Genomic DNA, 20,351 nt, shown 5'->3' with positions numbered 1-20,351 from the left:
TCCCACATGTCCGACATTACCCACATCATCCGAGGCGTGCTGATCCAGGTTGCAGATGCGCGTCTGCTGTTGCCGAACGCCACCATCGCCGAAGTATTGTCGTTTGCCGCGCCGGATCCGGTGGCGGATGCGCCGGCATGGTTGCTGGGACGCATTCGCTGGCGCGGTTGGCAGCTTCCGTTGCTGTCGTTTTCGCGCTTCGCCGGCATTGCTGCCGAGGAAGGCGGATTGGGCAGCAAGGTGATCGTGTTGAAGGCGCTGGGGGGCGATGCCAAGCATCCCTATTTCGCGATGCTGACCCAGGGCTTCCCGCGTCTGGTGACCGTGACCGAGGCGGCGCTTGCAACCGTGGACGACGACGGCGAACTGCCGGCCGGCGTCTTGGCGCGGGTGCGGCTGGGTGAGAATGATGCCATCGTGCCCGACCTGGTCGCGCTGGAGGAAGAGTTGATCACGGTGCTGGCGGCGGTGGCCTGATCGCCGCTCAAGCCAGGTCGCCCGCAATCGCCTGCAGGGCGGCAATCGCCGCGATGCCCGCGGTTTCGGTGCGCAGCACGCGCGGACCCAGGCGCAGGCCCGTAAAGCCGGCAGCACGCAGCTGATCGTGGTCGCGCGGCGACCAGCCGCCTTCCGGGCCAATGGCCAGCGTACAGGCGCCGGGTGGCCTGTCACGCAGCGACGACAGCGATGCTTCCGCGCCTGGATCAAGCAGGAAACCGTGGCCGTCGCAGCCTGCCGCCGCCAGCGCCAGTGCCTGTGGTGCAAGGACGTCGGGCACCACGGCGCGGCCGCTCTGCTCGCAGGCCGAAATCACCACGTCACGCCAGTGCGCAAGCCGCTTTTCGGCTCGCTGTGCGTCCAGCTTCACTTCGCTGCGCTCGCTGTTGACCGGCAGGATGCGCGCCACGCCCAGCTCGGTGGCCTTCTGCAGGATCCAGTCCATTTTCTCGCCACGGGCGATGCCCTGCAGCAGGCTGATGCGCAGCGGGGATTCGTTGTCTGCGTGGCCGACCCCGACGATGTCAGCGCGCGCCTCGCGCTTGCCGACGCTTGCAAGACGGGCCTGGTAATCGCGGCCATCGCCGTTGAACAGAACACAGGCATCGCCCGGCTGCAGGCGCAGCACGCGAATCAGGTGGGCAGCCACGCCTTCCGGCAATGTCACTGTTTCCCCCACGTGCAGGGGTTGGGCGAGATGACTGCGGGTCAGGCGCATGGGCAGGCTTCCTCGAGTACCGCAGCAGTGGTCGTTGCCAACAAGGCCAGTTGCGCATCATCGATGCAGTAAGGCGGCATCCAGTACAGCACGTCGCCCAGCGGGCGCAACAACACGCCGGCCTCCAGCGCCTTGCGGTACATGCGCAGGCCGCGGCGACCGGCGATTTCCACCGCGTGCCCATCGTCGTGATTGTCGGGTTCCGGCTGCAGTTCGATGGCGACGATCATTCCGGTTTGGCGAATTTCGCGCACGGCCGGGTAGGCTTTCAGCGGCGCGGCCAGCGCGGCCATCCTTGTGGCGGTGACGCGATTGCGCGCAAGCACGTCGTCGCTCTCGAAGATCGCCAGCGAGGCCAGCGCGGCCGCGCAAGCGAGCGGGTTGCCGCTGTAGCTGTGCGAATGCAGGAAGGCGCGTTCGCGCGAGTCGTCGAGGAAGCCGTCATAGATCTGCTGGGTGGCGAGCACGGCGCACAGCGGCAGGAAGCCGCCGGTCAGTCCTTTCGACAGGCACAGCAAGTCGGGCTGGATGCCGGCTTGCTCGCAGGCGAACAGCGTGCCGGTGCGACCAAAGCCGACTGCAATTTCGTCGGCGATCAGGAACACGCCGTGCGCGTCGCACAGGGCGCGCGCGCGGCGCAGGTAATGCGGGTGGTGCATGCGCATGCCGCCCGCACACTGCACCAGGGGTTCCAGGATCAGCGCGCACACGGCATCCGGATGCGCGGCCAGCAGCTCGGCGAGTGCGTCGGCGGCAGCATCGGCACACCGAATCGCGGTGTCTTCGTCGCTCGCGCCGAAGGCATCAGGCGAAGGTGCGAACAACACATCCAGCAGAAGCGGTGCATACACGCGGCGGTACAAGGGAATATCGCCCACCGATAGTGCGCCCAGGGTTTCACCGTGATAGCTGTTGCCCAAGGCAATGAATTTCGTCCGGCCTTTGATGCCACGATTGTGGAACCAGTGGAAGGCCATTTTCAGCGCCACTTCCACGCCCGACGAGCCGTTGTCGGCATAAAACACCTTGGACAGCGGCGCGCGCCTGGCCTCGCGCGGGGCGAGGGCAAGCAGGCGTTCGGCCAATTCCACGGCGGGCGCGTGCGAGAAGCCGGCCAGGATCACCTGTTCCAGAGTGCGCGCCTGGCGGGCAATGGCTTCGGCGATGCGTGGCTCGGCGTGGCCGTGCAGGTTGGTCCACCAGCTGCTGACGCCGTCCAATACGCGCTGGCCATCGTGGCCGACCAGCCACGCACCCTCGCCCCGCGCCACCGGCAACAGCGGCAGCGCATCGGGGTGTTCGCGCATCTGCGTGCACGGATGCCAGAGCACCGCCAGATCGCGTGCGCGCCAATCACCGTCGACGGCTATCATGTTGGCATCGTGAAGTCCTTTCATTCCGCCATTATCGCCATTGGTGCGGCCGCATGAACCACCCCCTGCCCATCATCCACGGCATCACCGAGCACGATGCCGGCCCCTACCGGATGGAACGGCTCGACCTGGAGTTTTCCAACGGCGAGCGCCGCCTGTACGAGCGCCTGCATGGGCGCGGCCACGGTGCGGTGGCGGTGGTGCCGATGCTGGACGACGACACCGTGCTGCTGGTGCGCGAATATGCGGCCGGCGTGCATCGCTACGAGTTGGGGCTGGTGAAAGGCCGCATGGATGCCGGTGAAACGCCCGAACAGGCGGCCAACCGCGAGCTGATGGAAGAGGCCGGCTACGGCGCGTGCGAGCTGACGGTGCTGCGCAGCCTGACCCTGGCGCCGACGTACATGAGCCACCAGACCCATCTGGTGCTGGCGCGCGGCCTGTACCCGCAACGGCTGCCGGGCGACGAACCCGAAGCGCTTGACGTGGTGCCCTGGAAACTTGCGGATCTTGGCGAACTGATCCTGCAGGAAGATTTTTCGGAAGGTCGCTCGATCGCGGCCCTGTTCATCGTCCGCGAATGGTTGAAACAACATGCAACTGGATGATGCCCTGCGCGATGGCGTGATCGACCTGGCGCACAGGGCGGCTGCCGGGATCCTTGCGATCTACGAAGGCGAGTTTGCAGTTCAGCAAAAAGACGACCAGTCCCCGTTGACCGCCGCGGATCTGGCGTCGCATCGCTGCATCCTGGAGGGCTTGCGCGCGCTGACGCCGGACATTCCCCTGCTGTCGGAGGAGTCGAAGCAGATCGACATCGAGCAGCGCCGGCAATGGCGACGTTTCTGGCTGGTGGATCCGCTGGATGGCACCCGCGAATTCGTCAAGCGCAACGGCGAGTTCACCGTCAACATCGCCTTGGTGGAAGAGGGCGTGGCGACCTTCGGCGTGATCCAGCAGCCGGTCACCGGCGCGCTGTGGCATGGCGTGCCGGGGCAGGGGGCATTCCGGCGCGGGAATGGCATCGACCGGGCGATCCATGCGCGCATCCCGGCCGCTGCGCCGCTGCGGGTGGCTGCCAGTCGTTCGCATCGCGATGACCGCACGCAGGCGTTGCTGGATGCGCTGCCCGGCAGCGAAGTGCTGGGCTGCGGCTCGTCACTGAAATTCTGCCGCATCGCCGAAGGCGACATGGATCTGTATCCGCGCTTCGGCCCCACCAGCGAGTGGGACACCGCCGCCGGGCAGGCCATTCTGGAAGCGGCGGGTGGTGCCGTGCTGGACCTGCAAGGCAGGCCGTTTCGTTACAACCAGCGCGATACGCTGCTCAATGGCGATTTCATTGCGCTGGGCGACCGCGCGCTGCGCAACCGGCTGCCGGCATGAGCGAATCGCGCAGCGTTGGCGATCTGCTGGCAATCATGGCCAGGCTGCGCGACCCCGGCGGCGGCTGCCCGTGGGATTTGCAGCAGAGCTTCAAGACCATCGCGCCGTACACCATCGAGGAAGCCTACGAGGTTGCCGATGCGATCGACCGCGGCGACATGGATGATCTCAAGGACGAGTTGGGTGACCTGCTGCTGCAGGTAGTCTTCCATGCGCGCATGGCGCAGGAAGCGGGCGCATTCGAATTCGCCGATGTCGTGGCTGCGATCTGCGACAAGATGACCCGCCGGCACCCACACGTGTTTGCCGGGGCAAGCGGCTTTGCGGATGCGGACGCGCAGTTGCTGGACTGGGAAGCGCGCAAACGCGGCGAGCGGTTGGCCAGGGGCGAGGATGACGCCTCGGCGCTGGCCGGCATCGCCCGCGGCCTGCCGGAGTGGCAGCGCGCGATCAAGCTGCAGCACAAGGCGGCCAAGATCGGCTTTGACTGGCCGGGGCCGGCGCCGGTACTGGACAAACTGTGCGAGGAAGTCGAAGAGGTGCGTGCCGAGTTCGATGCGGTCGCCGCCGATCCGGCGGATGCCGCCGCGCGCGACCGCCTTGAAGATGAACTCGGCGACATCCTGTTCGTCTGCGCCAATCTGGCGCGGCATGCCCGGGTCGATGTGGGGAGCGCTCTGCGCCGGGCCAATCACAAGTTCGAACGCCGCTTTCGCGCAATGGAGGCGCTGGCCGCCGCCAGCGGTGGGCTGTCCGGCAAGCCGCTGGACGAGCAGGACCGCTATTGGGGCCTGGTCAAGGCCGCTGAACATCCGGAGTGACCGGCGCCGGGCAGGCGCGCGCCGCGACTGCCGCCTTCACGTGGCATCTACTTCAAAGTGGGCATCGTAGGACGCAGCAAATCCCTGGATTGGGCAGGCACATGCGCGAAAAGGAACACGCCGGATTGATCCTGATTGTCGAGGATAACCGCAACATTTCCGAGATGGTGGGCGAATATCTCGAAGGGCGCGGCTTCGAGGTGGATTTCGCGGCCGACGGACTGGACGGCTATCGGTTGGCGGCGGAAAACACGTATGACGCCATCGTGCTTGACCTGATGTTGCCGCGGCTGGATGGCATCGAGGTGTGCAAGCGGCTGCGCAACGAGGCGCGGAAATCCACGCCGATCCTGATGCTGACGGCGCGCGACACCCTTGACGAGAAACTTAACGGCCTGTCGTCCGGGGCGGACGATTACCTGACCAAGCCGTTTGCGATTCGTGAACTGGAAGCGCGGTTGCGCGCGCTGATCCGCCGTGATCGCCGCCAAGTGGGTGCGGAAGTGCTGCAGGTGGGTGATCTATCGCTGGATCCGTCGCAGCTGCGTGCCACCCGCAGCGGGTGCGAGCTGCAGCTTTCGCCGATTGCGCTGCGCCTGCTGACCATCCTGATGCGGGAATCGCCGCGCGTGGTGGGGCGGCAGGAAATCGAGCGCGAAATCTGGGGCGACGCATTGCCGGATTCCGATACCCTCCGCAGCCATCTCTACAACCTGCGCAAGGTCGTCGACAAGCCGTTTGATCGGCCGCTGTTGCATACGGTCCAAAGCGCCGGTTACAGGGTTGCGGATCTGGCGTGACAGGCCCTATGCCATGAGCACTGCGTCGCACCCCGACCCCGATACTGGCGCGCATTCCCGGGATGCGGCAGCCCGCCGTGAGCGGGACTTCACCCGGGATGCCAGTCACGAGCTGCGCACGCCGCTCACCGTGATCCGGGTGGCCAGCGATCTGATTGCCCACGACACGGGGCTGTCCGACGCGTCGAGGCGTTCGCTGGCACGCATCCACGGTGCGGTCGCGGGAATGGAGGCGATCATCGATGCATTGCTGCTGCTGGCGCGCGGCGACCTGTGTGCACTGGATGCCGAAGACGTGCCGGTGCTGACGGTAGTGCGGCATGAGGTGGAGCGGGTGCAGCCGCAGCTGCAGAGCAAGGGATTGGCCGTGCAGCTGGAGATCCTGGCCCAGCCCGTGGTGCACGCGCCGGCGCGGGTGCTGGAGGTGATGCTGGGCAACCTGCTGGGCAATGCGCTGCGATTCACCGACGTTGGCGAGGTGCGGGTGCGCCTGCTGGGCGACCGGCTGGACGTGGAAGACACCGGGATTGGCATGGATGCCGCCACGCTGGCGCGCGCGTTCGAGCCGTTCTTCCGGGGCAATGGCCAGCCCGGTAGCGGCCCTGGGCTGGGGCTCTCGATTGCGTACCGCCTGGGCCAACGCTGCGAGTGGCCCCTGTTGCTGACCAGCGTGCCGGGGCACGGCACGCGTGCGAGCATCCTGTTCGGGGCTTCGCTGAAGGGCTGATGGCGTGATCGGCGATGCGGCTGTCAACCGGGCGCGCTGCGGTGCGTTCTCAGCCGTCAATACTCCAAGACCGCCTTCCTTATGCCCACGTCACGCAGTTTCCGCGGCCCCTTTCCCTTGCGCAAGGTCGGCCTTGCGGTTGTCGCCATCGTCCTGGTGGCCGGGGCCTGGCATTTCTGGAGCAAGCGCGGCGCTGCCGATGCTGCCGGAGGCTACCGAACCGAAGCGGTGCAGCGCGGCGATATCCGCGTGGCAATTTCCGCCACCGGTACGCTCAGTGCCATCACCACGGTCACCGTGGGCAGCCAGATTTCCGGCCAGGTCACGGATGTGCTGGTGGACTTCAATTCACCGGTGAAGAAGGGCGATGTGCTGGCGAAAATCGACCCGTCCACCTATCAGGCCCAGATGGAACAGGGCAATGCGCAGATCGCCAGTGCCCGCGCGCAGCTGGCGCAAGCGCAGGCCACCTTGCGCAACGCCACGCTGGACAACCAGCGCAAGCATGAACTGGCGGCGCAGAAGCTCATCGCGCGCAGCGACCTGGACCTCTCGCGGGCAGCGCTGGATCAGGCGAGGGCGCAGGTGAATTCGGCGCAGGCCATGATTCGCCAACAGACCGCATCGTTGAAAAACACCGAGGTGAATATCAGCCGGGCGGTGATTCGCTCGCCGGTGGATGGGGTGGTGCTGACCCGCAAGATCGATCCGGGCCAGACCGTGGCCGCCAGTTTCTCGGCGCCGGAGTTGTTCACCATTGCGGAAGATCTGTCGAAGATGAAGATCGAGCTGGCGGTGGATGAGTCCGACATTGGCCAGGTCCGGGTCGGGCAGGTGGTGAGCTTCACGGCGGATGCGTTCCCGGATCGGCAGTTCAAGGGCGTTGTGCAACAGGTGCGGATGGCCGCGGCGACCACCAACAACGTGGTGACCTATCCGGTGGTGGTGTCGGTGGACAACAGCGATGGCACCTTGCTGCCTGGGTTGACCGTCAACGCCGAAATCGAGGTCAGCAAGCGCGATGGCGTGCTCAAGCTGGGCAACGCCGCGCTGCGCTTCAAGCCTGCAGAAGGCTCCGCGCTGGCCGATCTGCAGCCGAATGGCCCGCCGGCCGCCGGCCGCAGCGCGGATGCCAGCGGCGACTTGCAGCAGCTGGCAGCGACGCTGGGCCTGAATGCAGAGCAGACCGCCGCATTCGATGCCGCACTGGCGGAGATGAAGCAGCGCCAGGCCGAGCGCGCAGCGCAGCAGCAGGCGGCAAAACCGCAGCAGGGTGGTGGTAGCCGGCTGTTCGGCGGCGGCATGCGCTTCGGCGGGCAGGGCAACGGCGGTGGCGACGCTGCGATGATGGCGCAGATGCGCTCACGCATGCGCGACCGCCTGAACCAGCAGTTTGCGGCGTTCGTGACGACGCTGGACGATGCCCGGCGCGGCAAGTGGAATGCCGCCATTGAAGCCCAGCTCAACGCCAAGCGCGTCACCGTTTACAAGCTGGTGAACGGCAAGCCCGAGGCGGTGATGATCAAGCTGGGCGCCAGTGATGGCAGCACTACCGAAGTGACGGGGCGCGATCTCAAGGAAGGTGACCTGTTCATCTCCGGCGAGCGTGCCGTCACGGGAGGCAAGTGATGGCGGCAGCCGATGCAGTACCGGCCATCCTGACGCGCGGCCTTGGCAAGGTCTATGCCGCCGGCACCGAGGCCGAGGTGGTGGCGCTGCGCGGCGTTGATCTGCGTATCGAGCGCGGGGAATTCGTGGCGATCATGGGGCCGTCCGGCTCCGGGAAATCCACCCTGATGAACCTGTTGGGTTGCCTGGACACGCCGACCTCCGGCAGCTGCGAATGCGACGGCGTGGATGTGGCCACGCTGGATGCCGAGCAGTTGGCGAAGCTGCGGCGCGACAAGATCGGGTTCGTGTTCCAGGGCTTCCACCTGCTGCCGCGGATGGACGCCACCGACAACGTGGCGATGCCGATGGGCTATGCGCAGATCCCGCCGGCCGAGCGCCGACGCCGCGCGCTGGCGGCGCTGGAAGCGGTGGGGCTGGGTGCGCGCGCCGGGCATTTTCCCAACGAGTTGTCCGGCGGCCAGCAGCAGCGCGTGGCGATTGCCCGCGCGCTGGTCAACCAGCCGCCGATCCTGCTGGCCGACGAGCCTACCGGCGCGCTCGACAGCAAGACCGGTGAAGAAATCCTGGGCTTGTTCAAGCAACTGCGCGATGGCGGGCACACGGTCATCCTGATTACCCACGATGCACAAGTGGCGGCGCACGCGAACCGCACCTATGTCATGAGTGACGGCGAACTGCATGAGCAGCGCCAGGCGGAGGCAGCATGACGCTCCTTGACATCCTTCGCACCGCGTTCTTTGCGCTGCGTGGCAACTGGATGCGCAGCGCGTTGACCTCGCTGGGCGTGATCATCGGCATTGCCGCGGTCATCGTGATGGTGTCCATTGGCCAGGGAACCCAGGCCGAAATCGACAAGATGGTGTCAGGGCTTGGCTCGCAGCGGCTCGACATTGGCAGTTCCGGCGGCATGGGGCCGGGTGGCGCGCGTTCGGCACAGGGTAGCCGGTGGACGTTGACCGATGGCGACGTGGAGGCGATTCGCACCGAGGTGCCCGAGGTGCAATACGTTGCCGGCTCGCTGCGCGGCGGTACGCAAGTGGTGTATGCGGAAAACAACGCATCCACCCAATGGCAGGGCGTGCAGGCGGATTGGTTTGCCATCAATGACTGGCAGATCGCGCAGGGGCAGGGCTTTGATGCGGGCGATTACGGCGGCAGCGTCAAGCCCGTCATCCTCGGCGAGACCGTGCGCAAGGCATTGTTCGGGGATGACGTCGGCATCGGCCAGACCGTGCGGCTGGGACGGGTGCCATTCACCGTGGTTGGCGTGCTTGCGTCGAAGGGACAAGGTGGCTTCGGGCAGGATCAGGACGACGTGGTGGTGGTGCCGCTGGAAACCGCGCGCCGTCGGCTGTCAACGTCGCAGGGCATGCCGCCGGGCGCGGTGCAGTCCATCGCCGTGGGGGTGGACGATGCGCGCAATCTGGACAGCGCGCAGGCCGAAATCGAGAGCCTGCTGCGCCAGCGGCACAAGATCGAGCCGGGCGCCGACGATGATTTCGCGGTGCGCAACATCAGCCAGATCGTGGCGACGCGAACCGCCACCACCAATCTGATGTCCAAGTTGCTGGGTGCGGTGGCCGGCATCTGCCTGATCATCGGCGGCATCGGCATCATGAACATCATGCTGGTCTCGGTGACCGAGCGCATCCGTGAAATCGGGTTGCGCATGGCAGTGGGCGCGGGTCCGTCCGACGTGCGCCGGCAGTTCCTGGCCGAAGCGATGCTGATTTCGCTGATCGGCGGGGTGATCGGCATTGCCATTGGCGTGGTGGGCGCGCTGCTGGTCAACAAATTCGGCGACCTGCCGATCCAGCTCAATGCACAGGTGGTGCTGCTGGCTGCCTCATTCTCCATCTGCACCGGGTTGTTTTTCGGTTATTACCCGGCGCGAAAGGCCTCCCTGCTGGATCCGATCGAGGCGTTGCGCTCGCAGTGACGCCGTCGTTTCCGCAGCGGATCGGCGGGCTGCCTTGCCTTCGCTGAATGACGGGGAACACGGCTGCAACGGAGCTTGTGGCAGAATGCCGCTTGCCTTGCCGACTGCGTTTCGACTGATGCCTGCCAGCATTTCCATCTTGTCTGTCCGCAACCGAGTGCTTGCGCATGGCTGATCTGTACGGTCACCTGCCGCGCGGGCCGGCGGGCGTGCTACGCGCCGCGAAATGGTCGATGCTGGGCTTGCGCGCGGCGTGGCTGCATGAATCCTCGTTTCGCCTCGAAGTCTGCATGTTCCTCGTGCTGGGCCCGCTGGGCTGGTACATGGGCGGCAGCGGCGTGGAGCGCGTGCTGCTGATCGGCAGCTGCTTGCTGGTGATGGCGATGGAGTTGATGAATTCGTCGATGGAGGCGGTGATCGAGCGCTACGGCGCCGAACACCATCCCCTTGCCGGGCGCGCCAAGGACATGGGCTCGGCGGCCGTGTTCGTATTGATGATGAATGTGGTGCTGGTGTGGGCGCTGCTGCTGTTGCCGCGCTACCTGTAAGCGCGCGCTGCCTGACTTGACGAGAATCGAATGGACCTGAGTTTCCTGGCTTCCCCCGATGCATGGCTCACGCTGGTGACGCTGAGTGCGTTGGAAATCGTGCTGGGCATCGACAACCTGGTGTTCATCTCCATTGCGGTCGGGCGGCTGCCTGATGCGCAGCGCCCGCTGGCGCGCAAGCTGGGCATCGCGGTGGCCTGCATCACCCGCATCCTGCTGCTGATCACGCTGGCCCATCTGGCACGGATGTCGCAAGACCTGTTCGTCTTGTTCGGGATGGGTATTTCAATCCGCGACCTGGTGTTGATCCTTGGCGGTGCGTTCCTGCTCGTGAAGGGCACGCTGGAAATCCGCGACCTGATCAGCGGTGGCGAGGACGAAGATCCCCGCACCACCAAGGCCTCGTCGGTGTTCTGGGCGGTGATCGCGCAGATTGCGGTCATCGACATCGTGTTTTCGCTGGACTCGGTCATCACCGCGGTGGGCATCGCCCAGCACATCCCGATCATGGTCTTCGCCATCCTGTCGGCGGTCGCGATCATGCTGCTGGCGGCCAATCCGCTGGGGGCTTTCATCGACGCCAACCCCACGGTCAAGATGTTGGCGCTGGCGTTCATCCTGCTGATTGGCGGCGTGCTGATCCTGGATGGGCTGGGCAGTCACGTGCCCAAGCCCTACATCTACTTCGCAATGGGGTTCTCGGTGCTGGTGGAGTGGTTGAACTTGTTGATGCGCCGCAAGGCGGCGGCACACCGAGTTCCGGGCGCCGGCGAGTGGTAGTCCTCCCGACCTGAACCCGGACCCCGGAGTCGCAACGCATGCCTGTCCTGCACCAGATCAATCCAATCGCCATTTCGCTGGGACCGCTGAAAGTCCACTGGTACGGCTTGATGTACCTGTTGGGGTTTGCCATGGCCTGGTGGCTGGGCCGCCGCCGGGTGCGCGCCGGGCGGCTGCCGGGCGTGGATGACAACGGGTTTGGCGACCTGATGTTCTATTCGATGCTCGGCGTGGTGCTGGGCGGGCGGATCGGCTACATCCTGTTTTACGACTTTGGCGAATTCCTGAAAGATCCGCTGTTGATCTTCCGCGTCTGGCAGGGCGGGATGAGCTTCCACGGCGGCTTGCTGGGCGTGCTGGTCGCGATCATCTGGTGGTCGCGCAGGCACCGCCTGCACGTGTTCGATACCCTCGATTTCATCGCGCCGCTGGTGCCGGCAGGCCTGGGCTTCGGCCGCATCGGCAATTACGTCGGCGGCGAGTTGTGGGGCAAGCCGACGCAGGGGACGTTGTTCGACGGGTGGGGCGTGGTGTTCCCGCGCGCGCTGCCGGAGCCGTTTGCCTCGATGGATTCGGCCACGCTGCGAACCTACTTCGACAGCGGCGTCCTCAACGCATTCGCGCGCCACCCGTCGCAGCTCTATCAGGCTGCATTGGAGGGCCTGGTGATGTTCTGCGTGCTGGTCTGGTATTCGCGCCGGCCGCGCCCCCGCTTTGCCGTATCTGGCCTGTTTGCGCTGCTGTACGGGTGCTTCCGCTTCCTGGTGGAATTCGTGCGTGAACCTGACGCGCAGTTGGGCTACCTGGCGTTTGGTTGGGTCACGATGGGCCAAGTGTTGAGCACGCCGCTGATCGTGCTGGGCCTGTTCTGGCTGTGGAAGTCGCGCAGCGCGCCTACCCTGCAGCCGGAGCCGCGCTGATGCGGCAATACCTGGAGCTGCTCCGGCACGTGCTGGAGCACGGCACGGAAAAGTCCGACCGCACCGGCACCGGCACGCGCAGCGTGTTCGGCTGGCAGATGCGCTTTGACCTGGCCCGGGGATTCCCGCTGGTCACCACCAAGAAGCTGCACCTGCGCTCGATCATCCATGAGTTGCTGTGGTTCCTGCAGGGCAGCACCAACATCGACTACCTCAACGCCAACAAGGTCGGCATTTGGGATGAATGGGCCGATGAGAACGGTGAGCTTGGCCCGGTCTATGGCAAGCAGTGGCGCAGTTGGGAGGGTGCGGATGGCTGCGAAATCGACCAGATCCGCGGGGTCGTCGATGAGATCAAGCGCAACCCGGATTCGCGTCGGTTGATAGTGTCTGCCTGGAACGTCGGCGACCTGCCCAGGATGGCGCTGCTGCCCTGCCACACGTTGTTCCAGTTCTATGTGGCGAACGGCAAGCTCAGCTGCCAGCTGTATCAGCGCAGCGGCGACATCTTCCTCGGCGTGCCGTTCAACATCGCCAGCTATGCGCTGCTCACCCACATGGTGGCGCAGGTGTGCGGGTTGGGCGTGGGCGATTTCGTGCACACGCTGGGTGACGCACACCTGTATTCCAACCACTTTCAGCAGGCGCGCGAGCAGTTGGGGCGTGCGCCGCGCGCGTTGCCGGCGCTGCGGCTGGCTCCGGAGGTGACGGACATCTTCGGTTTCAAGTTCGAGGACATCGTCATCGATGGCTACGACCCGTGGCCGGCGATCAAGGCGCCGGTGGCGGTGTGATGCAGCTTTCCCTCATCGCCGCGCTGGATCGCAACTTCGCCATCGGCAAGGGCAACGCGCTGCCCTGGCATTTGCCGGAAGATCTCAAGCGCTTCAAGGCGCTGACCCTGGGCAAGCCGATCTTGATGGGACGCAAGACCGCGCAATCGCTGGGGCGCGCGCTGCCCAAGCGGCGCAACCTGGTGCTGACCCGCAGCGGCCAGGTGCCGTTCGAGGGGATGCAGGCGGTGGCTTCGCTGGATGAAGCCATGGAAATCGCCGCCAACCAAGGCGGCGAGCTGTGCGTGATCGGCGGTAGCGAGGTGTATGCGCTGGCGCTGGCGCGCGCGACCCGGTTGCACTTGACCCATGTCGATGCGCGGGTCGATGGCGCCGATGCGTATTTCCCGCGCTTCGAACCGGCACGGTGGCGAGAAGTGTCCCGCCAACCGCATCCGGCGGACGCGGCGAACGCGCTGGCATTCGACTTCGTGGATTACGAGCGCGCCTGACCGCCTTGCGGAGGCGCGCCATCGTGGCGACGCTGCCCCGCTGCAGGCCGGTGCTTGAATCCGCGCTGCTTGGGTGGCGGTGCGGAAACGTCGCGGCCCGGAACCTGCACGATGTGCAGGTCCTCGGCATCCAGCTGCAGGGCGGTCAATTTGCCGCTCCACACCGCGCCGGTGTCGATGGCATGCACGCCATTGCCGATGAACAGTCCCAGCGTGCTCCAGTGCCCGCACACGATTTTCAGGTCGCGCGTGGCGTGGCCAGGCACGGAAAACCACGGATACAGGCCGGGCGGCTGGCTGCCGGGCGCGCCCTTGTGTTCGAAGGCGATGCGCCCGCGCGGGCTGCAATAACGCATGCGGGTGAAGATGTTGATGATGGCGCGGTCGCGCTCGCTGCCTTGCAGGCGCGGCGACCAGTCCGGGCCGTCGCCATACATGTTCTTCAGCAGCTTGCGGCAGTTGTCGCCGCGCAGCCGTGCCTCGATTTCGCGCGCGTGCCGCTCGGCCAGTTGCGTGGTCCATTTCGGCGCAAGGCCGGCATGCACCATCATCCACCCCAGCGTGCGGTCCACGTGGCACAGCGGGCGGCCACGCAACCACCCCAGCAGCGCCTGCGCATCGTCTGCAAACAGCACGCCTTGCAGGTCGGGGTTCACCCGGCGCTGCTCCTCCGGCGTGCGTTCGGCCACCGCCAGCAGCGAGAGATCGTGATTGCCCAGCACCACCTGGCTGACCTCGCGCAGCGAATGCACCAGCCGCAACGTCTCGATGGATTGCCCGCCGCGATTGACAAGGTCGCCGCAGAACCACAGCCGATCGACTGCCGGATCGAAGCGGATGCGTTCCAGCAGGCGCTGGGTGACGTCGTAGCAACCCTGCAGGTCGCCGATTGCCCAGACGGCCATCGTCAGTGCAATGTCCGCGGGATGGACAGGGTGAACGCCGGGATCGGTGCCGCGAAACGGGTGCCGTCATCGGCCAGCATGTCGTAACTGCCCCGCATGGTGCCGATGTCCGTCTCCAGCACCGCGCCGGAGGTGTATTCGAACCCTTCCCCTGGACGCAGCCATGGCTGTTCGCCCACCACGCCGTCGCCGATCACCTCACGCACCTTGCCGTTACCATCGGTAATCAGCCAGTGGCGCCCCAGCAGACGTGCCGGAACCTTGCCTTGGTTGCGGATGTGGATGGTGTAGGCGAACACGTAGCGGCCTTCTTCGGGCGCGGATTGGTCATCCAGGAAACGGGCATCGACGTCGATATCGAACTGGTAATTGTTGCTGCTCATGCCGCCATTCTAGCGGGCTGCACGCTGCGCTGGTTGTGCTCAGGCAGAAGCGAGCAGATTGGCCAGATGCACGAAGCCAGCGACCTCGATCTGTTCGGCGCGCGCGTCCGGGCGCAGCCCCGCTGCTTCGATCTGTGCGCTGCCAGCAACCCCGCCCAGTGCGTTGCGCAAGGTCTTGCGGCGCTGTCCGAAGGCGGCCCGGACGACGGTGGCGAACACGCCGCGATTGGCCACGTCGATGCGCTCTGCGGGCTTGGGGATCATCCTGACGATGGCCGAGTCCACCTTGGGCGCGGGTCGGAATGCGCCCGGCGGAACGATGAACAGCGGCGTGACCGTGCAATACGCCTGCAGCATCACCGACAGTCGCCCATACACCTTGCTGCCGGGGCCGGCGGCCATGCGCTCCACCACCTCTTTTTGCAGCATGAAATGCATGTCGTGGATGACCGCGGCGTGATCAAGCGCATGAAACAGGATCGGCGAGCTGAGGTTGTAGGGCAGGTTGCCGACCAGCCGGATCCGTCCGTTGGCGTCGCCGCGCTGCGCGGCCAGCACGCTGAAGTCCACGCCCAGCACGTCACCCTCGACCAGGTGCAGCTGCCCGTGTTCGCGCGCCGCCGCCTGCAGCGGCGCGTGCAGGTCGCGGTCGAACTCGATGGCGGTGACCTCGCCATGCGCCTTCAGCAGCGGGAAGGTCAGTGCTCCCTGGCCGGGGCCGATCTCGACGATGGCGTCGCCGGGTTGTGGATGGATGGCCTGCACGATCTTGTCGATCACGCTTTTCTCGTGCAGGAAGTTCTGGCCGAGATGCTTCTTGGCGGGTTCGGTGAAGCCGGTACTCATGGCGATGGATCCATCAGGTGCGCAGCCGATGCGTTGCCAACTGCGTGCAGCAGCGGATCGCGGCGAACAGGCTGGACGGATCGGCCTTGCAGGTACCGGCAAGATCCAGCGCGGTGCCATGGTCCACCGCCACGCGCGGATAGGGCAGGCCGAGGGTGAGGTTCACCGCGTTGGCGAAGTCGGCGTGCTTGAGCACCGGCAGGCCCTGGTCGTGGTACATCGCCAGCACCGCGTCGAAAGCGCACAGCTTGTCTGGCAGGAAGGCCGTGTCGGCCGGCAGCGGGCCGACCAGCTGCAGGCCATCAAGGCGCAGGCGCTCCAGCGTGGGAATGATGATGTCCAGTTCCTCGCGCCCCAGATGGCCGTCTTCGCCCGCATGCGGGTTGAGGCCGAGCACGGCGATGGTCGGTGCGGCAATGCCGAACTGGTTGCGCAGGGCCGCTTCGACGATCCGCAGCGTGCGCGCCAGTGCATCCGGGGTGATCCGGTCGGCCACTTCGCGCAGCGGCAGGTGCACGGTCTGCAGGGCGACGCGCATGGCGGGGTTGGCCAGCATCATCACCACCTCGCAGCCGGCGTGCGCGGCCAGCAGGCCGGTGGTGCCGGTATAGGGAATGCCTCCCGCATTGATGGCCGCCTTGTGCACCGGGCCGGTCACCATGCCGTCCACCTCGCCCTCCAGGCAGGCCTGCGCGGCGCGGGTCAGCGTGGCAATCACCGAGGCCGCATTGGCGGGCTCCGGCGTGCCGAAGACGACGTCCACCGGATGCGGGATGGCGATGCATTCAAGGCTGCGCGCGTCGCGGGGCTGTTCGCCGCGACGATGCAGGTGCAGAGGGAGCCCGAGCGCGCTTGCGGCACGTTGCAGAATCGCCGGGTCGCCGAACACGACAAGCTCGGCGACCCATGCATGCTGGGCGGCATGCACGACGAGTTCCGGGCCGATGCCCGCAGGTTCACCCGGGATCAGCGCAAGGCGAGGGCGCATGGTGCACAGGCGGCTTGTCAGAACCCGTCGCCATTGTTCATATCCGAAGAAGGAATATCCTCCGCCGAAACCTTGTGTCGCTCCTTGGCGGTCTCCGGCAATGCTGCGCGGGTGGAATGGCCTTCGGCATCGCGAACATCGACGAAGGCTTCGCCGCGCAGCTCGTGCAGCCAGCGGTTCCACTCGTCTTCCAGCTTGCGGCGGCCAATCGTTTCGCGCACCTGGGCGCGCATGTTTTCGTCGCTGGCGGTGATTTCCCGGGTGCCGATTCGCTGCACGATCACCCAGCCTGCGTCGGTCTTGAACGGCGCGGAGGTCTGGCCGTCCGACAGCGAGGCGACCTGGATGCCGAACGCGGTGCCGTAGGTGTCGGCTGCGAACCAGCCGAGGTCGCCGCCGCGCCGGCGGGTGGTGGCATCGTCGGAGCTTTCAGCGGCCAGCTTGGTGAACTCCGCACCGCCGGCCAGGCGTGCTGCCAGCGTGTCGGCCTTGGCCTTGGCGGCGGCATCGTCGGTCTTGTCGTCCACCTTCACCAGGATCTGGCGAGCCGAGTACTGGGTGAGCTTTTCGCCGCTGCCGGCGGCCTGGGTGCGGGTACCGATCATCTGCAGCAGCTGGAAGCCATTGGAGCCACGGATGGGGCCAAGCAATTGGCCGTCGTGCATCTGCTGGATCGCGGCGGCAAAGGCCGGCGGTATTTCGTTCAGGCCGCGCCAGCCGAGATCACCGCCCTCCAGTGCATTGGGGCTGTCGGAGTAACGCACGGCGGCGGCGGCGAACGTCATTTCGCCTTTCTCGATCAGCGCCTTCACGCCGTCGATCTTCTTCTGCGCGGTGGCGATCTGCTCGGGCGTGGCGCTCTCGGGGGTGCCCACCAGGATGTGGGCGAGATGGAACTGCTGGGCGGCGCTGGCCGAGGCGTTGGCCAGCGCGGCATCCACCTCGCCTTCGCTGACGTTGATGCGGCCCTGGGCAAAGCTCTGGCGCAGCTTCTGGGTGACGATTTCGTCGCGCAGGTTGTTGCGGAAATCCGCGAAGCTCATCCCGTCGCTGGCAATGCGTGCACGCAGATCATCCACGCTCATGCTGTTCTGCTGGGCCACGCCCTGCACGGCGCGCTCCAGGTCCTGGTCGGTGGCGCTGATGCCGGCATCGACAGCGCGCGCAATTTGCAGGCGCATCAGGATCAGGCGCTCCAGCACCTGGCGTTCCAGCACGTTATCTGGAGGCAATTGACTTTCGCGGCCGGCGTACTGGCTGCGAATATTGGCGATTGCGCGCTCCAGTTCGCTGTGCAGGATCACGTCCTCGTTGACCACTGCAGCGATGCGGTCCACGGGCTGGGCGGTGGCGGGTTCCTGCGCCAGCGCGCTGCCCGCAAGCAGGAGCATGGGCAGCAGCGCTGCAAGCAGGAAACGGGGGGCGCGCGGGCGATGGGTTGCTGTCATGGAGTGGCGTTCGCATTGTCGGGCGGGGAAGGCTGGCCCGTGGCTGTCTGCGGCGGCACCAGGTAGAGATCGTCGCGATTGTAGCCGAGGATGGCACGGCGCAAGGCGCGCCGGGTGTCCTGGCCGGCGGAGCCAAGCCCCTTCAGTTCGATTTCGAACATGATGGTGTTGCCCATCTCGCCTACCCGATTGTCCACGTATCGGCGGCCTACAAGCCGAACGGCAACACAACAGCTGTCCCACTGCACCCCGGCCAGCCCTTCCAGCGTCCGGCTGTCACGCAGCGAGTAGTACTGGCGGCCGACCACGCTCCAGCGTTCGTTGATGGGATACAGGAACGAGATATCCACCTGTTCCAGCAGCGAGCGGCGGTAGCGGTAGGCCAGGTTGAACACGCCATCGCCAGGCAGCAGGTAGCGGGCGCGCACGCTGGCGAGGTCGGTGCGCTGGAACTTCGGATCGCGCTGATAGGACGCACCGAAGGTCCAGCGGTCGGTGGGCGCGTAATTGGCGTCCGCCACCCAGGCCGAACTGCCTTTCTCGGTGATGGGTTCGTTGGGCAGACGGACGCGCGAGTCCCTGAAATAGCGGATTTGCCCCAGGCTGGCGGAGAAGCGCTCGCGGCCGTCGGACTGCCGAATCATGCGCGTACTGACCGCCAGGGTCAGCTGGTTGGCGTCGGCCTGGCGATCGGCGCCGGAATAGCGGTTGTCGCGGAACAACTGGTTCCAATTGAAGGTGAGCGGCTGGGTGTCGAACACCGGCATGTCGCTCTGGTCCACATAGGGCACATTCAGATAAAACAGGCGGGGTTCGATGGTCTGCAGGTAATCCTTGCCCTTGAACCGGGTTTCGCGGTCGAAGATCAGACCGCTATCGAAGCTGAAGATGGACTGCCCGCGCGACGGTGAATTACCCCCCAGCGCCTGGCCCAGCGCGTGGTCCAGCGAATAGCCGGTGTGGCGCCAAGCCAGGGTGGGCCGCAGGAACCACGCATCGCCTTCCAATGGGGCGCTGATCCAGGGTTTGAGGTCGATGCGCGCGCCTGCGGCTTCGGTGGGATGGTGGAAACGCACGGCTTCGGCATCGATTCCGTAGCGGAAGACGCTGCCCAGGCGATGCTCCCAGCTTGCATAGGCGCGCGGCAGGCGATCGAACGGAAGCACGGCCTTCGACAGGATGAAGTCAGCCAGCTGCCAATGATCCGCACTGACCCCTGCGACCCAGTCGCGGCCGTGGCCATACACGCCGATCGTGCTGTAGGACGTGGATTGCGACAGGCCGTCGATGCTGTTGCTGAAATCCTCGTAGTAGCGTGGGTCGCTGATCCAGTTGATGTCGGCCCGTGCCTGCCAGTTGGATGCAAGCCCCTGCACGCCTTCCAGATGGGCCATCCCGCGGCTGCGGTCGCGCAGTTTGTCGTGCGGCATCCAGACCGTCTCAAGCGTGGCGTTGCCGGTTGCGTCGAGATAACGGAACTCCCCGCCCAGCAGCCCCCCGCGCGACGTCATCACGCGCGGGCTGAGGGTGGCGTCATAGTTCGGCGCCAGGTTCAGATAGATTGGCTGGCGCCAGTCGAAGCCGTTGCGCCCGGAGTTGGAGATCGACGGGAACAGCAGGCCACTGCGGCGCCGCTCGTTGGTAGGGAACATCAGCCACGGCAGGTACAGCACCGGCACCTTGCCGACGTGCAGGCTGGCGCCGTAGGCCACGGCGATGCCGCGATCGTTGTCGATGTCGATCCGGTGTGCGCGAAGTTCCCACTGCCGCGCCTCGGGCGGGCACGTGGAATAGGTGGCGCTGCGCAGGCTGCCTGCTTCGCCTTCGACGCTCAGGCTTTTTGCATGGCCGTTTCCGCGCTGTGAAAGCAGCTGGTAGTCCAGGTCCTGCATCGAGTGGGTGTCGCTGTCCTGGTCGCCCTTGGCGCTGGCAGCGCGCAGGCGCAGGCCATTGGCCTGATAGCGGATGCTGCCCTCTGCGGCATAGCGCCCCTGTGCCTTGTCGAAGGTGAGCTGGTCGGCGCCCATGAACTGGTTGCCCCGGCGCATGGTGACGTTGCCATTGAAGACCGGGTTGGCGTCGGTGCCGGACAGCAGGTCGCCTTCGATGTCGGTCGGCTGGCCGCTGGGGTCCAGGGTTAGCCCCTCGGGCGACTGCGTGGCATCCGGGAATGCGGGAACGGCGTCGCCAATCGGGCACAGGGCATAGCTCTGCCGGTGCGTGTCGGCGGCGTGCGCATGCAGCGAAAGTGCGATGCACAGTGGCAGGGGAAGCAGGCGCAGGGCGTGGCGCACGAATGATCCGGGGGGAAGCGAACAGGCGGCTAGCTTGCCGGAAGCGGAAGGCAGCGGCAA

Annotated in this window: 22 protein-coding genes; 14 read left to right on the top strand and 8 right to left on the bottom strand. The window is 66.0% G+C overall.

Features of this window, described 5'->3' with window-relative positions:
* Positions 1-6 precede the first annotated feature (6 nt).
* Positions 7-477 carry a chemotaxis protein CheW gene (locus LIW09_RS09870; protein ID WP_256645456.1) on the top strand — a complete coding sequence of 157 codons (471 nt, stop codon included), beginning with the start codon at positions 7-9 and terminating at the stop codon, positions 475-477.
* A 7-nt stretch (positions 478-484) separates the two neighbouring features.
* Here LIW09_RS09870 and LIW09_RS09865 read toward each other — a convergent pair whose 3' ends face one another.
* Both LIW09_RS09865 and bioA read right to left on the bottom strand, forming a co-directional pair.
* Positions 485-1,216 carry a 16S rRNA (uracil(1498)-N(3))-methyltransferase gene (locus tag LIW09_RS09865; RefSeq protein ID WP_256645455.1) on the bottom strand — a complete coding sequence of 244 codons (732 nt, stop codon included), beginning with the start codon at positions 1,214-1,216 and terminating at the stop codon, positions 485-487.
* On the bottom strand, positions 1,207-2,613 hold the full coding sequence (bioA, locus tag LIW09_RS09860; protein ID WP_425507881.1) for an adenosylmethionine--8-amino-7-oxononanoate transaminase: 1,407 nt from the start codon (positions 2,611-2,613) through the stop codon (positions 1,207-1,209). Before bioA ends, LIW09_RS09865 begins: the two co-directional genes overlap by 10 nt.
* Before the next feature lie 29 nt (positions 2,614-2,642).
* On the opposite strand from bioA, the gene nudE reads away from it, so the two are divergent.
* From nudE to LIW09_RS09795, 13 genes are all read left to right on the top strand, one after another.
* Positions 2,643-3,197 (top strand): ADP compounds hydrolase NudE, encoded by a 555-nt coding sequence (gene nudE / locus LIW09_RS09855; protein ID WP_256645453.1) that lies wholly within the window; start codon positions 2,643-2,645, stop codon positions 3,195-3,197.
* Positions 3,184-3,975 (top strand): 3'(2'),5'-bisphosphate nucleotidase CysQ, encoded by a 792-nt coding sequence (gene cysQ / locus LIW09_RS09850; RefSeq protein WP_256645452.1) that lies wholly within the window; start codon positions 3,184-3,186, stop codon positions 3,973-3,975. The genes nudE and cysQ overlap by 14 nt, the downstream gene beginning before the upstream one ends.
* Positions 3,972-4,796, top strand: a complete 825-nt coding sequence (gene mazG, locus LIW09_RS09845; RefSeq protein ID WP_256645451.1) for a nucleoside triphosphate pyrophosphohydrolase — start codon at positions 3,972-3,974, stop codon at positions 4,794-4,796. The genes cysQ and mazG overlap by 4 nt, the downstream gene beginning before the upstream one ends.
* 101 nt (positions 4,797-4,897) lie before the next feature.
* Entirely contained in the window at positions 4,898-5,596 is a 699-nt protein-coding gene (locus LIW09_RS09840) for a response regulator transcription factor (protein ID WP_256645450.1), read from the top strand.
* 13 nt (positions 5,597-5,609) lie between these two features.
* Positions 5,610-6,323 (top strand): sensor histidine kinase, encoded by a 714-nt coding sequence (locus LIW09_RS09835; RefSeq protein ID WP_256645449.1) that lies wholly within the window; start codon positions 5,610-5,612, stop codon positions 6,321-6,323.
* Between the two features lie 81 nt (positions 6,324-6,404).
* Complete coding sequence (locus LIW09_RS09830; RefSeq protein ID WP_256645448.1) at positions 6,405-7,952, top strand: efflux RND transporter periplasmic adaptor subunit; 1,548 nt, start codon at positions 6,405-6,407, stop codon at positions 7,950-7,952.
* The gene (locus LIW09_RS09825) at positions 7,952-8,662 is read left to right on the top strand and encodes an ABC transporter ATP-binding protein (protein WP_256645447.1); all 711 of its coding nucleotides are present in this window, start codon (positions 7,952-7,954) and stop codon (positions 8,660-8,662) included. The genes LIW09_RS09830 and LIW09_RS09825 overlap by 1 nt, the downstream gene beginning before the upstream one ends.
* The gene (locus LIW09_RS09820; RefSeq protein ID WP_256645446.1) at positions 8,659-9,894 is read left to right on the top strand and encodes an ABC transporter permease; all 1,236 of its coding nucleotides are present in this window, start codon (positions 8,659-8,661) and stop codon (positions 9,892-9,894) included. The genes LIW09_RS09825 and LIW09_RS09820 overlap by 4 nt, the downstream gene beginning before the upstream one ends.
* A 167-nt stretch (positions 9,895-10,061) precedes the next feature.
* Positions 10,062-10,442 (top strand): diacylglycerol kinase, encoded by a 381-nt coding sequence (locus tag LIW09_RS09815; protein ID WP_256645445.1) that lies wholly within the window; start codon positions 10,062-10,064, stop codon positions 10,440-10,442.
* 30 nt (positions 10,443-10,472) lie between these two features.
* Positions 10,473-11,222 (top strand): TerC family protein, encoded by a 750-nt coding sequence (locus LIW09_RS09810; RefSeq protein WP_256645444.1) that lies wholly within the window; start codon positions 10,473-10,475, stop codon positions 11,220-11,222.
* A gap of 38 nt (positions 11,223-11,260) precedes the next feature.
* Positions 11,261-12,142, top strand: a complete 882-nt coding sequence (gene lgt, locus LIW09_RS09805) for a prolipoprotein diacylglyceryl transferase (RefSeq protein ID WP_256645443.1) — start codon at positions 11,261-11,263, stop codon at positions 12,140-12,142.
* Positions 12,142-12,936, top strand: a complete 795-nt coding sequence (locus tag LIW09_RS09800; RefSeq protein ID WP_256645442.1) for a thymidylate synthase — start codon at positions 12,142-12,144, stop codon at positions 12,934-12,936. The genes lgt and LIW09_RS09800 overlap by 1 nt, the downstream gene beginning before the upstream one ends.
* Positions 12,936-13,427, top strand: coding sequence for a dihydrofolate reductase (locus LIW09_RS09795; RefSeq protein WP_256645441.1), 492 nt, complete (start codon positions 12,936-12,938; stop codon positions 13,425-13,427). The genes LIW09_RS09800 and LIW09_RS09795 overlap by 1 nt, the downstream gene beginning before the upstream one ends.
* On the opposite strand, the gene LIW09_RS09790 is transcribed toward LIW09_RS09795, so the two are convergent.
* The 6 genes from LIW09_RS09790 to lptD are packed head-to-tail and all read right to left on the bottom strand — an operon-like array spanning position 13,412 to position 20,291.
* Complete coding sequence (locus LIW09_RS09790; protein WP_256645440.1) at positions 13,412-14,332, bottom strand: symmetrical bis(5'-nucleosyl)-tetraphosphatase; 921 nt, start codon at positions 14,330-14,332, stop codon at positions 13,412-13,414. The two genes, LIW09_RS09795 and LIW09_RS09790, sit on opposite strands and share 16 nt — an antisense overlap.
* Positions 14,333-14,334: 2 nt before the next feature.
* Complete coding sequence (gene apaG / locus LIW09_RS09785; RefSeq protein WP_256645439.1) at positions 14,335-14,715, bottom strand: Co2+/Mg2+ efflux protein ApaG; 381 nt, start codon at positions 14,713-14,715, stop codon at positions 14,335-14,337.
* Positions 14,716-14,754: 39 nt separating this feature from the next.
* On the bottom strand, positions 14,755-15,561 hold the full coding sequence (gene rsmA / locus LIW09_RS09780) for a 16S rRNA (adenine(1518)-N(6)/adenine(1519)-N(6))-dimethyltransferase RsmA (protein WP_256645438.1): 807 nt from the start codon (positions 15,559-15,561) through the stop codon (positions 14,755-14,757).
* 13 nt (positions 15,562-15,574) lie between these two features.
* Positions 15,575-16,549 carry a 4-hydroxythreonine-4-phosphate dehydrogenase PdxA gene (gene pdxA, locus LIW09_RS09775; RefSeq protein ID WP_256645437.1) on the bottom strand — a complete coding sequence of 325 codons (975 nt, stop codon included), beginning with the start codon at positions 16,547-16,549 and terminating at the stop codon, positions 15,575-15,577.
* Positions 16,550-16,566: 17 nt separating this feature from the next.
* Positions 16,567-17,997, bottom strand: a complete 1,431-nt coding sequence (locus tag LIW09_RS09770; RefSeq protein ID WP_425507880.1) for a peptidylprolyl isomerase — start codon at positions 17,995-17,997, stop codon at positions 16,567-16,569.
* Positions 17,994-20,291 (bottom strand): LPS assembly protein LptD, encoded by a 2,298-nt coding sequence (gene lptD, locus LIW09_RS09765; protein ID WP_256645436.1) that lies wholly within the window; start codon positions 20,289-20,291, stop codon positions 17,994-17,996. Before lptD ends, LIW09_RS09770 begins: the two co-directional genes overlap by 4 nt.
* Between the last annotated feature and the right edge of the window lie 60 nt (positions 20,292-20,351).

It is taken from the genome of Thermomonas paludicola (genome assembly GCF_024498955.1).
Classification (GTDB): Bacteria; Pseudomonadota; Gammaproteobacteria; order Xanthomonadales; family Xanthomonadaceae; genus Thermomonas; species Thermomonas paludicola.
The sequence above is the reverse complement of the archived record's forward strand: the minus strand, read 5'-3'. Positions and strand labels throughout refer to the sequence as shown.

What these genes read in the sequence shown, in the direction of transcription:
- LIW09_RS09870 (WP_256645456.1), top strand. Translation starts at nt 7, where the DNA reads ATGTCCGACATTACCCACATCATCCGAGGCGTGCTGATCCAGGTTGCA.
- LIW09_RS09865 (WP_256645455.1), bottom strand. Translation starts at nt 1,216, where the DNA reads ATGCGCCTGACCCGCAGTCATCTCGCCCAACCCCTGCACGTGGGGGAA.
- bioA (WP_425507881.1), bottom strand. Translation starts at nt 2,613, where the DNA reads ATGAAAGGACTTCACGATGCCAACATGATAGCCGTCGACGGTGATTGG.
- nudE (WP_256645453.1), top strand. Translation starts at nt 2,643, where the DNA reads ATGAACCACCCCCTGCCCATCATCCACGGCATCACCGAGCACGATGCC.
- cysQ (WP_256645452.1), top strand. Translation starts at nt 3,184, where the DNA reads ATGCAACTGGATGATGCCCTGCGCGATGGCGTGATCGACCTGGCGCAC.
- mazG (WP_256645451.1), top strand. Translation starts at nt 3,972, where the DNA reads ATGAGCGAATCGCGCAGCGTTGGCGATCTGCTGGCAATCATGGCCAGG.
- LIW09_RS09840 (WP_256645450.1), top strand. Translation starts at nt 4,898, where the DNA reads ATGCGCGAAAAGGAACACGCCGGATTGATCCTGATTGTCGAGGATAAC.
- LIW09_RS09835 (WP_256645449.1), top strand. Translation starts at nt 5,610, where the DNA reads ATGAGCACTGCGTCGCACCCCGACCCCGATACTGGCGCGCATTCCCGG.
- LIW09_RS09830 (WP_256645448.1), top strand. Translation starts at nt 6,405, where the DNA reads ATGCCCACGTCACGCAGTTTCCGCGGCCCCTTTCCCTTGCGCAAGGTC.
- LIW09_RS09825 (WP_256645447.1), top strand. Translation starts at nt 7,952, where the DNA reads ATGGCGGCAGCCGATGCAGTACCGGCCATCCTGACGCGCGGCCTTGGC.
- LIW09_RS09820 (WP_256645446.1), top strand. Translation starts at nt 8,659, where the DNA reads ATGACGCTCCTTGACATCCTTCGCACCGCGTTCTTTGCGCTGCGTGGC.
- LIW09_RS09815 (WP_256645445.1), top strand. Translation starts at nt 10,062, where the DNA reads ATGGCTGATCTGTACGGTCACCTGCCGCGCGGGCCGGCGGGCGTGCTA.
- LIW09_RS09810 (WP_256645444.1), top strand. Translation starts at nt 10,473, where the DNA reads ATGGACCTGAGTTTCCTGGCTTCCCCCGATGCATGGCTCACGCTGGTG.
- lgt (WP_256645443.1), top strand. Translation starts at nt 11,261, where the DNA reads ATGCCTGTCCTGCACCAGATCAATCCAATCGCCATTTCGCTGGGACCG.
- LIW09_RS09800 (WP_256645442.1), top strand. Translation starts at nt 12,142, where the DNA reads ATGCGGCAATACCTGGAGCTGCTCCGGCACGTGCTGGAGCACGGCACG.
- LIW09_RS09795 (WP_256645441.1), top strand. Translation starts at nt 12,936, where the DNA reads ATGCAGCTTTCCCTCATCGCCGCGCTGGATCGCAACTTCGCCATCGGC.
- LIW09_RS09790 (WP_256645440.1), bottom strand. Translation starts at nt 14,332, where the DNA reads ATGGCCGTCTGGGCAATCGGCGACCTGCAGGGTTGCTACGACGTCACC.
- apaG (WP_256645439.1), bottom strand. Translation starts at nt 14,715, where the DNA reads ATGAGCAGCAACAATTACCAGTTCGATATCGACGTCGATGCCCGTTTC.
- rsmA (WP_256645438.1), bottom strand. Translation starts at nt 15,561, where the DNA reads ATGAGTACCGGCTTCACCGAACCCGCCAAGAAGCATCTCGGCCAGAAC.
- pdxA (WP_256645437.1), bottom strand. Translation starts at nt 16,549, where the DNA reads ATGCGCCCTCGCCTTGCGCTGATCCCGGGTGAACCTGCGGGCATCGGC.
- LIW09_RS09770 (WP_425507880.1), bottom strand. Translation starts at nt 17,997, where the DNA reads ATGACAGCAACCCATCGCCCGCGCGCCCCCCGTTTCCTGCTTGCAGCG.